The sequence below is a fragment of the Nostoc sp. PA-18-2419 genome (genome assembly GCF_005869855.1).
Taxonomy (GTDB): Bacteria; Cyanobacteriota; Cyanobacteriia; order Cyanobacteriales; family Nostocaceae; genus Nostoc.
The window spans coordinates 1-10,105 of record NZ_SZNH01000074.1; the positions used below are offsets into that span (position 1 = coordinate 1).

Sequence of the window (10,105 nt, forward strand, 5' to 3'; positions counted from 1 at the left end):
TGGTGCAGTCGTTGTAATGGATAATCTACCTGCTCATAAAGTCGAAGAGATTGGTGCAGTCGTTGTAATGGATAATCTACCTGCTCATAAAGTCGAAGAGATTAAGCTTTTGATTGAAGGAGTGGGAGCAAGTATTCTTTATCTATCTCCTTATTCTCCTGAATTCAATCCAATTGAACATTGGTGGTCACAATTAAAAGCTTTTCTGAAACAATTTTCTCCCAAGAGTTCATCTGTCGTTGATGGTTTAATTAAAATTGCGCTGAAACTAGTTGATCCAAAACATCTAAAAAATTGGTTTACTAATTGCTGCTACTGTACCTCATAAACCTCAAATATGCTGTAAATCCTTTAATCCGGGGATGTCTGAAATTAGAGTATCTTGCCAATTAGCAAATTCATCAAATGATGAGTTTTCAATCCCCGGAATCGATGTCAGCTTGTATTTAGACAAATCAATTTCATTGCCGAGAGTGATATTATCTAAATTGTAATAATTAGCAACGTTACCAATTCTTTGATTAGTGCTGATACCCATTTGGCGAAAAAAGTCAGCTATTGGTGCTACACTACTGGCTGATTGATTAGCTAAATCAGGTATAGCCTTGACTAAATCGCTAAGGGTTTGAGTTTTGATTATTCCAAAATCGTCAAGCTTTAAACTATCTAAATCAATAGCTAATGCCTGAGATATCGTCAAAAGGGTAAGCTTTTCAATATTCAGATTGGCATCTTCAAAATCCCCAAGCTCCATAAAATCGCCAATACTTTGTCCAGCTTGCCAAGTTCTAGTCTGATTCCCTCGGTCAGTTGGGTAAGTCACATTACCAGATTCAGATACAATCATGTCTTGAAACTTCATTTTTGACCAGTCTGGAATCAAGCCATTGTTGCTACTAACAAATGGGACTTGTGCTGATGCTTTGGGCAGTATAAATCCAATTACCTGATTCATAATTCCATATTTACAAAAACTGTGAATAAACAATCCTCCTAGCAACCCAAACAATATTAAATAGCGAATCGTGTCAAAACTAATTTTGGGCGAACGCTTTGATGATTTCATATTTGTCCAAGCTCAATTAATTTGTTAACTAATTTAAGTGAAACACCAGCTTTATCAGCAGCAGCAGGCATTTGCTCTCCACCTTGAAAATGAGTCAAGAATTGCTCAATCCGATTGTGAAGTTCATCAGATTGATTGAGCAAACCATTACTAATCGCTACTCTCATCCCCGCTCTGATTTGTTTTATGGTGTTGATAGTTTGTACTAAGGGCGATAATAAGGGTCGAGCTACTAGAGTAAATGGCTTGTCGTTAATAATTGACACTTGACTATATTCAGGATGGGAATTAGATGGGGTAACTTGAAAGTGGTAAACTTTGCGATTGCCAGAAGCAGTTTGAGTAATCACTGTAAGCAAAGTTGCACTTGTTTGCGGCAGTCCTGGAACCGGAACCTTTTTGATCCGGCGTAAGTGAAGTAGTCCGGCACTACTGTTTTGACAGTTCTGGTCGATTCCCTCTAAACAACCATCAGTGTCAATCAGAACTTGCGAGGGATCGTCAATCCACACCCGCTTCACCATCTCATTGATTTCATAAAATGAAATTGATACGCCTGAGCCATTCCAGACCTTAATTTTTTGCAGCTTGGCAGTACTACCACTAACCTGAGATTGCTTTATGGTGCGGACTGTGCTTTGAGCATAGGTTTTGGCTGGAACTAGACACACTGCCAAAAAAGCAGCAACCCCAAGCTGGAACGCTGTCACGAGTTTTAACTTCTTCACGGCAACTCCAGAGAACGATTCACCAAAAACGTAATCTTTGTCCCCTGTGGGATATACCAAATATTGGGACGAGCGGTGATTTGTTGGTTAGAAGCTTCTGCACGACGAGCAATGGTGTCACTAAGCTTACCAAAAGCACCTTGTAAGAATGCCCCGCCAATATTGCGCTGGCTGTTTGAAGTCGTGCTAGAGCTAAATGTCCCTGTAGCAGAATTAACTACACTGTTACTGGAATCAGATTGATTCAGGATTGCTCCTACTTGACCCAAACCACTGACTAATCCCACAGTCAAGTCAGAACCTGCAATTTCCCCTCCCTTATCTTGGAACTGTTTAGCTAGTAATGGTTTCCCACCTTCTCCTAATACAGAAATTGCACCGCTACTAATTGGGTACTCGGTGTTATCTTTGATAATGCTCGTGACTTGCACAGTTGCATAAGAGCCACGATCTATCTGTAGGGTTTCAACGGCCAATAAAGTGCCTTTATCAATTGCCACATTTCCATAGTTGTCATGCAAATCAGCCGTTAATCTGGCAACATAGCGTTTACTATCATCTGGAGCCTGCTGTTGTTGGAAGCGAGTATTTTCGCTTTGCTGCTTGATCACTGGAGTCACTAAAACACCATTTGCGAATTCCCCAACAACTAAATAGCGAGTTTTGCGCTGTTGCAGAATTTGGTTTTCTTGAGACAAGTAATTACCATCTGCTATTTGTTTATCAGATTTAGAATCGGCTAACCAACGAGGGCGAATTTTCTCAATTTCTGTGGATGTACTGTTAGAGAAGTTAGGGCGTGTTTGCTGTGTTGTATAAGCACTATTGGGTGGCTGTACTTGAATTCGTGTTGTATTCGGTGTTTGAAAGGATGTCGCCTCTGTTGATATTTGCTGGTTATTTGAAGTAGGTGTATAAGCGATTTTTCCGTAAGATCCTAAGCTGCGAAGTCGATTAAATTCAGCTATCACGTCTGTTGGCGTTTCTGTTTTCGGCGTAACAGTCCTAAAAGGATTACTAATTCTTGGCAACGTTTGATTACGAGGTGGTGATGAAATAGTCGGGTTAGTTCTACTCGGAACGTAATCTCGTCTAGGACTAAGACTTTGTGTTTGTGCCACAGGTCTAGCTGTTGGTGGTGGTGAAGCTGCAACACTGACAGGTTTATTATTAACTTTAACTTCCTGCTTACTCTGATTAATTTTATTTAATTCATCTTCTTGCTGATTCAGCGCTAACTTAGCGTAAACATCCCCATCTGTTTGCTCAACTTGTTCTTTAGTTTCTGAAGACTTTGGTTCTTCAATAGTTTTAGTAGTATCGCGGCTATCAGGATTAAAAATCCCATTCAGCAGCCAAAATATAGCTAGGAAGGTCAATCCAAAAGGGAGTGCTATGACCAACAGTCTTGACCAGGGAGAAGTAATTACTGTATGTTTAGTTGTGACTGATGGATTATCTAATTCTCGCTCTGACGTAATTTCCTTTGGACTGGAATCTGAACTCCTTGCTGAAGATTTTAAGTCATTATCTATTTGGAGAAAATCATCTACAGTTGATGAGCTATTAATGTGAGTATTTGTCATTGTCTGTTAGCTAAATTTAAATCAACGATTTCCGTAATTTCTAATCCAGGTTGCCTGACTTGATATATTTTCTTTGCCAGAGCAGTAGTATCAGTGGGGATGTTTTGCGGTGTACTAATGGCTTCTACAGTAATAGTTTTGTTAAAGGATATACCTTTACCTGCATTATCAACTCTTGTAAAAGTAACGAGAGTAGCTACTAAATCTACTGACCATTTACCATCTTTAATTTTGCGAGGTGATGAAATGAAGCGGATAATTAAAGAGACTTGTGTATCACCGTTAAATACCCCTGCTGGGGTCATTTTAGCTAGCTTACGCAAAAATGCTGTCCGAAAATCTTGATTATCACTGATTGCAAATGCAGCTTCATAAGAAGAAGTAGTTACTCTGCCATTAGAGCGTTCAGTTCTACCTACATCTATGCCAGTATCTTGTTTAGTAATGGGTTCTCCTTTTTCATTAAAAGTTTGAACAAGTCCATCCCAGTTAAACATCTTAATAAATGTGTTAGAAATAAATTTTTTAATAACTTCATCGGAGCGTTCATTCGGCTCTACTGCTTGGGCAACAACTGATTCTCCTGATGACAATTGCACTAGGGCTAACTGCTTTTTACCTAAACTACTGACTGCCCCATAATTAAGGATTTGTAGTAATAAAGAGAACAAAGCCATCGAAAATCCAGCCAGTGAAATTATTCCGATTCTAGTTGGGACAGATTTGTTATATTGCAGAAGCTGTAACGGCTCTGGTTTTGCCTTTGTACCATTCTTTGTATTAAACATTGTCGGTTTGTTGGAGAGGGAACTCTTAACTCTTAATAGAGAACTCTTAATATAGCTATTACCTCTATTTACTGAATTTTGATACTAAACTGCCACCAGATGTTGTTATAGCTTTAGTAGCATCAATAGCGATTGTGCTATAGGTTTCAGCCGCTTTGTTGATTTGTTGAAGTACAGCTAAACCACCACCAGCAGCTAATCCAGTTGCTAAGAAAGGAGCAAAAATCCCAATTGTAAAAAGAAAAAATAGAGGTTGATCTGCTCTAGAGGTAGCAATCAATTGTCCGGCTAATCCGGCAATTACGTTGAAACAAAGTTTTGCCATTCCTACAGCGAAATAACCCGTAAGCCAAGTAAAAATTGCTTTTCCACCATAAGGTAACAAAGAACCACCTACAGCTAAAGGGCCGAGAAGTGCTGTTAACAACATCGTTAGTTCAATCGCCCATTGGTAAGCTCCGTTCAACCCAATCAGTACAATGGAAACAATTTCGATGACCGAAGAACCAATATAAGCACTGAAAGGGGAAAGTATTACTTGTATAGGATTAGCCCCACCTTTAATTGCCTCTATTGGAGCTTGAATAATTCTGTCTATTTTTTGAATGACCCACGAAAACGGGCCGCTTTCACCAGTAAAATAACTCGGATAGTCTTGTTGAAGTCTATCTTTAGCATCCGACAGACATTTAACAGATTCTTCTGGACTCAAAGACGAGGTTTTGCAATTTTCTATTTCTTTCGCAATAGCTCCACGCACCGCTTCTACACCCAAAGCTTTTTGATATGCAGCTCTTAAATCAATACCTTTTGCTGTACGTGTTAGCATGTATTGGTTTGTATTGTTAATGTAATTTCTGATTCCGAGAGTACCTGCTCCTAAAGCTTTGCCATTATTTGCTAAGAGTACTATAACTATCAACACCCAAATAAAATCCGTGTATGCACGTTGTTCATCACCTAAGAGCATTTTCTTTGTCCACTCAACCATGAAAAAAACAAATGTTGCAACGGCGAATAATACACCGACTTTGCACATAGCAGCATATAAATCACCTGTGATAGTTTCTTCCCAAGTCTGATTAAAACCTTGAGCAATAAAATCTGCTGTATTACTTGCTTGTTCAAGTAAATCTGCACCAGCAAACTGAGATTGAGCGAATAAGTAATTTTTTGAAAGCATAAGCGTGAATTGATGATAAATAAAACGAAGAGATAACTCTTAAGGGTCAACAAGGGATAGAAAAAATTCAATAATTAAAACTAAATGATTTCTCCAAGAGCTAGAGGTGGAAACGCACCGTCTAGCAGATTTTTTTTGCTGTTTCTTATTAAGAGTTACTTGTTAAGAGTTCGCTCTTCTTGGTCAATTTTCTTGGGTGGGATCTAAACGAGATATACCGATAAGTTCATGGGTCAAAGAAAGAGTGCCTAATTCATTTAAATCTTGTTTTTTTCGTGCATTTGCTGTGTTTTCTGCGACTTGAGTCAGCATGAGATTGGAGTATGAATTATCCTGCCTTGCTTGCAAAGAATCTGTACGTTGCTGTGCCAACATAGAAACTACCAAAGCATTCTGAGCGGCGATCGCTTTCAGGACATTTTGAGAAGCATCCATGTCTTGAGCCTGGTCAGCAATGGTTTTTGCGTCTTGAGCTATTTGTGTTGTTTTCTCTATTTTTTGAGACGTATCTGCTTGCCCAGTTTTACCTACAACACTGATGATTGAAGCTCTTGTGAGTTCTCGCTCTAAATCTTGCCCCTTTTCCTTAGCGACTGGTAAAGAGTAAGTATCAGCAATACGATTTTTTAGTTCATCGCTACTAGCAATCGGATCTGGCGCTCCCATCTCTCCGACAGTATTATCAATTGCAGCTTGAGCATCTTCCTTAATGCCAGCCCAACTCTGATCTATTTGCGATTTTGTCCAAGTTTGTATCTGACTTACTTCACCTTTAATATCATCAACTATAGAGCTAAAAAAATCACTAATGACTAATCCATAACTGGGTGTAGCTAGTAATAAACTTACTACAGTAGCAGAGAGTAGTACAGCAAGTTTTTGACGATTCTTCATGGTTAAGCTACCTTTGTTTTTTGTAATTGAAACATGAGTTTTTTAGCTTCCTCAGATAATTCTTCTTCCCGAATCATTTTGATATAATCCTCAGTAAACCTGACCATTCCTAACAAAGGATTATCTTGATAATTTTTCAGAAAAAGAGTCCGCAATTCTTGCTCATGGGGATTGTTGGCAACAGATGCCAGTAAACAGTGTGCAGGATAATAACGGCAGAAAGTGAGCTTGCCGTTATCATCAAGCAGCCACTGAGAATAAATTCCCGATTTTTGGGGATAGAAAGCTTCTGTACTGTTAACTCGAATGATTTCGGTGGGATATTTAAATCTATCTATGAATGGGTCTACTGCTGAGGTTTGTATCCTCCCGACTAATCTAGTCCCAATATTTGCAAAAATTTTCGATGCTGCCTTGCTTTGATAAATACTCTCTGGCTCTTGGGCAGATAGGATTACGCGAATTCCCGCTTTTGCACCATTTGCACACAATCTACCAATCAAATCTGCAATTGATTCAAATTGAAATAAAATTGGTGCTTCATCGAGGAAGAAGATACTGACTTTCGATGCTAACGCTCGTCTGAGTGCAGCAGCATAAGCGCTCAGAGCTAAGATGGCTGCATCCGCTTCACTTGATAAATTTCTTAATGCAAAAACAAGTAATTTTGCATCAGTTCTAAAACTAGAAGGGCGAGAAATTGACTGTCCAACTCTTGTGCTTAACCAGTAACTAAGTCTCAGTCGAATTTGTTCTAAAGCTGACATTATATCTCGACTGTTACTGGCAATAGAATCTAATTTAACAAAGGCTGGGGAACAGTATTTGTAAAAGTCTTGCAGTGTTGGAGTTTCTGTCCATGCCTTAGTTCCCACTCCTGATAAGAGCGCTAACTTATAGCGCATTTTGATTTCATCATCGTTGAAAAATATTTTTAATGTTAAAGCAATGATTGACTCAATATTGGTAATCATCCCAGGACTAACCCCAATCATGCTAGTTCCAATCACCATTGTCATCAGCACCGATTTCAAAAATTCCTTGAAATCATTCAATCTTTCATTGATAATTTCTGGTTCTAGTCCTTGCAAATTCGGTAACTCAAAAAGATTGTTGTATTCTTTAGAAATATCAAAGTAAGCCCCGTCTTTTCCTAACAAATTAGTGTAGTCAGTGAAGGTAGATGTACCATCTGGTTTGGGGTAATCTAAAGCGACAACTGGGATATCTTGGGCAAGTGCTGGTGTGAGAATTCCAGCCACCAGAACTGATTTCCCCGAACGAGTTGCACCGAAAACAGCTAGATTCTTGTGATTTTGGTACAAGTCTAGATATACAGGTGTTCCGCCCTCTTCTGCAATTAACTCAAACCCAGTCCGATCTCCTGTGGCTGTGCGGATCAAAGGCATCAGCCCTGGTGCTTCGGAACTAAAATATGGCAATCTGCGGTTAAAAGGCTTGGTTAACAGTGGTTCCCAAACAAATGGACAACACTGCAACCATGTCTTCCAGGCGTATTCTATCTCCCGGTCAACTGCCGCCGGACGCAAGAAGTAACTCGCAAGGTAACGGCAAGCTTCATCTAAAGAGCGTGTTGATTGACGGTGTACCAGAAAAACTACAGCCGTGTGTACGACAACATTTCCTTTGTAAATCGTCTTTTGGGCTTCTACTGCTGACTCAATATTCAGTCCCGACTTGACATCAATATTACCTTTCTCACTGGATAATGTCGTAGAAGTAATCGATTGTTTAGTTAGTCTTTGCAGATTAGTTTTTGTGATTCCTTGGTTAGCTTTCGTAACTTGACAGATGATTTCAGTATCGAAAATACTATCTCTAGATATCAGTGACCAGAGATATCTTAGTTGTCCCTGTTCGTCTATCCAGCCCCCTGGTTTTTGACTAAAATTCAGCGCTCCAATATATTTATCTTGGATTTTTACCCATTGACGATCCAAAAATGGTAAAGACTGCTCATCTTCTAGTAAATGATGCCGGATGTGAAAATCACTTGTTTGGGTTTCAATTAGTCCATTTATTTCATCTATTTTTAAGGGATTTGGGATTGCTGTTGGTGAAGAATGGTTAAATTGCTGCCAGATTACCGTCCAGAGTTCTTCAGGACTCAAAGCTTTAATCCCTAATTTCATCTTATTACTAAGCAAATTCTCCCATGATTGAAAACCATCATTAAATGAATTTTGCAGAATATTTTCAATCTTGGTATTATTAATGTAGTGAATTTCTCCAGTGAATTTGTACCAGAATTTCTCCAATTGTTTAATAATAGACTCAACAAAATCTTGATTTCGTGACTCATCATAAGCAACAGTATAAGTACACCACAACCTCAAGAATTTGTTTTTTCGGATTCCACTTTTGGTTAATCCTTTGATTCGTAATCTTTCACTACGAATCAAGAGTTTAAGTTGTTCGACTGAACAAGTATTCTCAATTTGCTTAAGTTCTTGTTGCCGTTCATAATCCGAAGTAAATGAACCAAAATGTATGGTCATTGATTSTTGCTCTGGGATTTCCTTAAGTCCGGCTTCTATCCCCTCGAATATCGGTAATATTTGTTCATTGGCTAAATTCGGATGAATCCCTAAACAATCAAAACAAAATTTAATCTGAATAGATTCACCTTTTTTGAGAATCAATGCACCTATGCCTTTTCTCCCGCCTAAATTCAAGTTGCAAATCCCTGCTAAATGAATAATATCCTCAAAGGGAGTCAAGACTTTAGCAAACTCAATTTGCTCTTTTTCTAATTTTTTCTTACCTAATTTATCTGGATATTTAGATTGTTTCGGAGTTTTCATTATGAAGGCACAAATTATCTACGATTGGTGGATGATTCAAATTATTTACTGTTACAAAACAGGGAACTCTTAACTCTTAAGTAGGAACGGTAGAAAATGATAGATTCAAGAATAATTCAGGAGCAGAACCGGAGATGCTACGAAGCACCGCTTTTTCGGTCTATTACATTCCTGAATTATGACCCAACTCTTGGAGAGGCTACGCCCTAAGCGTAGCTATGCCGCAGGCTTTACGACAAGCTCAGGGCATCGCCCCTGACGGAGTGAATTTTGACTCTCAACCTACTTCTTTAATTCTGGGAATTCCTCTGTTGCCTGTTCCCTATTCCCTTTTAATTCTGATTTTTGTATTCTTTTTCAATGTTTTAAAAGGCATATAACCTCTACTAATTCGTGGTACGCCGATAAATTTTCCCAAAAAATCTTTATTCGTAGAAACTACCCACCATGTTGCCCATCCCCAAGCAATACTTAATCCAGTTGCTAACCATCCAGCTTGAAATGTATAAGAAACAACAAATACATTCACTACTCCTATTACTGACCAAGGAAAAATTTGGTCGGCGGGAAATGGGCCTAATCTGGGTCTGTCTCCCAAAATTCTATTTACAGTCCGAAATTTATTTTCATTTTTCATGATCTCAAACTATTTCAGCATGAAAAGACTGTATTAAATCAGTTATCAGTTATCACAGTTTCAGTCAAATAGTTTGACCCTAACTGTTACCTACTAATGAGTGAGAAATGGGGGACTCTGACGATGCAGATAAATACATCACTCTCTACTGATACAGCATATTTGAGGTTTATGAGGTACAGTAGCAGCAATTAGTAAACCAATTTTTTAGATGTTTTGGATCAACTAGTTTCAGCGCAATTTTAATTAAACCATCAACGACAGATGAACTCTTGGGAGAAAATTGTTTCAGAAAAGCTTTTAATTGTGACCACCAATGTTCAATTGGATTGAATTCAGGAGAATAAGGAGATAGATAAAGAATACTTGCTCCCACTCCTTCAATCAAAAGCTTAATC

At 38.6% G+C, this 10,105-nt stretch carries 10 protein-coding genes; 1 reads left to right on the forward strand and 9 read right to left on the reverse strand.

Annotated features, from left to right (window positions below):
* Nucleotides 1-328, forward strand: a 328-nt coding sequence (locus FCR06_RS31370) for a transposase (protein ID WP_223280386.1), incomplete at its 5' end; no start/stop codon positions are given.
* Nucleotides 329-331: 3 nt separating this feature from the next.
* Here FCR06_RS31370 and FCR06_RS31375 read toward each other — a convergent pair.
* The 9 genes from FCR06_RS31375 to FCR06_RS31415 form a co-directional block, all read right to left on the reverse strand.
* Nucleotides 332-1,066 (reverse strand): hypothetical protein, encoded by a 735-nt coding sequence (locus FCR06_RS31375; RefSeq protein ID WP_138506749.1) that lies wholly within the window; start codon nt 1,064-1,066, stop codon nt 332-334.
* Nucleotides 1,063-1,776, reverse strand: a complete 714-nt coding sequence (locus FCR06_RS31380; protein ID WP_138506751.1) for a hypothetical protein — start codon at nt 1,774-1,776, stop codon at nt 1,063-1,065. Before FCR06_RS31380 ends, FCR06_RS31375 begins: the two co-directional genes overlap by 4 nt.
* A gap of 14 nt (nt 1,777-1,790) precedes the next feature.
* Nucleotides 1,791-3,380 carry a TrbI/VirB10 family protein gene (locus FCR06_RS31385; protein WP_138506753.1) on the reverse strand — a complete coding sequence of 530 codons (1,590 nt, stop codon included), beginning with the start codon at nt 3,378-3,380 and terminating at the stop codon, nt 1,791-1,793.
* Nucleotides 3,377-4,168 (reverse strand): hypothetical protein, encoded by a 792-nt coding sequence (locus FCR06_RS31390; protein ID WP_138506755.1) that lies wholly within the window; start codon nt 4,166-4,168, stop codon nt 3,377-3,379. Before FCR06_RS31390 ends, FCR06_RS31385 begins: the two co-directional genes overlap by 4 nt.
* A 64-nt stretch (nt 4,169-4,232) precedes the next feature.
* Nucleotides 4,233-5,351, reverse strand: a complete 1,119-nt coding sequence (locus FCR06_RS31395; RefSeq protein ID WP_138506757.1) for a hypothetical protein — start codon at nt 5,349-5,351, stop codon at nt 4,233-4,235.
* Between the two features lie 183 nt (nt 5,352-5,534).
* Nucleotides 5,535-6,245, reverse strand: a complete 711-nt coding sequence (locus FCR06_RS31400; protein ID WP_138506759.1) for a hypothetical protein — start codon at nt 6,243-6,245, stop codon at nt 5,535-5,537.
* Nucleotides 6,246-6,247: 2 nt separating this feature from the next.
* Nucleotides 6,248-9,070, reverse strand: a complete 2,823-nt coding sequence (locus FCR06_RS31405) for a hypothetical protein (RefSeq protein ID WP_138506761.1) — start codon at nt 9,068-9,070, stop codon at nt 6,248-6,250.
* 322 nt (nt 9,071-9,392) lie between these two features.
* Entirely contained in the window at nt 9,393-9,707 is a 315-nt protein-coding gene (locus FCR06_RS31410; RefSeq protein ID WP_069074926.1) for a hypothetical protein, read from the reverse strand.
* Nucleotides 9,708-9,876: 169 nt separating this feature from the next.
* Nucleotides 9,877-10,105, reverse strand: a 229-nt coding sequence (locus FCR06_RS31415; protein WP_189523660.1) for a transposase, incomplete at its 5' end; no start/stop codon positions are given.

Coding starts and splice junctions, on each gene's coding strand:
- FCR06_RS31385 (WP_138506753.1), bottom strand. CDS start 3,380: ATGACAAATACTCACATTAATAGCTCATCAACTGTAGATGATTTTCTC.
- FCR06_RS31400 (WP_138506759.1), bottom strand. CDS start 6,245: ATGAAGAATCGTCAAAAACTTGCTGTACTACTCTCTGCTACTGTAGTA.
- FCR06_RS31375 (WP_138506749.1), bottom strand. CDS start 1,066: ATGAAATCATCAAAGCGTTCGCCCAAAATTAGTTTTGACACGATTCGC.
- FCR06_RS31390 (WP_138506755.1), bottom strand. CDS start 4,168: ATGTTTAATACAAAGAATGGTACAAAGGCAAAACCAGAGCCGTTACAG.
- FCR06_RS31395 (WP_138506757.1), bottom strand. CDS start 5,351: ATGCTTTCAAAAAATTACTTATTCGCTCAATCTCAGTTTGCTGGTGCA.
- FCR06_RS31410 (WP_069074926.1), bottom strand. CDS start 9,707: ATGAAAAATGAAAATAAATTTCGGACTGTAAATAGAATTTTGGGAGAC.